This window comes from Acinetobacter lactucae (genome assembly GCF_013344765.1).
GTDB lineage: Bacteria > Pseudomonadota > Gammaproteobacteria > Pseudomonadales > Moraxellaceae > Acinetobacter > Acinetobacter lactucae_A.
Map to the genome: position 1 here is coordinate 1 of NZ_JABVBF010000425.1, position 480 is coordinate 480.

The 480-nt window shown below is 30.8% G+C and carries 1 protein-coding gene; it reads right to left on the minus strand.

Annotated elements, in window-relative coordinates:
- Positions 1-93 precede the first annotated feature (93 nt).
- On the minus strand, positions 94-480 hold a 387-nt coding region (locus HUN22_RS17680; RefSeq protein WP_217488231.1), incomplete at its 5' end, for a putative signal transducing protein.

Here is a 480-nt window from a genome sequence, read left to right on the forward strand (position 1 = left end):
TAAATACAATATTAATTACAGAGATAGAACTAAATCCATTATCTCTACATTAGGTCCCATAATTAAGATAATCAATAATCTTTTACTATATATTTAATTCCAAAAGTGTCCACAACGCTTACATCTATTACCATTTTTAAAAGAAAATAAAGGTAGGCCGAAAAACATAAACGCTAAAAAGGTAGATTTTTTTCCTTTAGTATTAACTTCCATATCCAAACTTCCACACTCAGGGCAACATTCTTTACTCTTCCCGAACTTTTGTTCAAGCTCGTCACTAAAGTCTTTTTCAAGAAATGACTTTGCTTCATCAACATAGTTCTCTGGAACTAACAAACGAACCCCACCTAAAGCATTAGAATAAAACCAATCCATATTAATGGTATGTTCATTTTCAATATAAACTGGAATTCCAAAAGCTTCTAATTGAGTTTTTGCAATTTGTGCCTCATAAGGAAACGAGAAAGTTTTAACTACGAT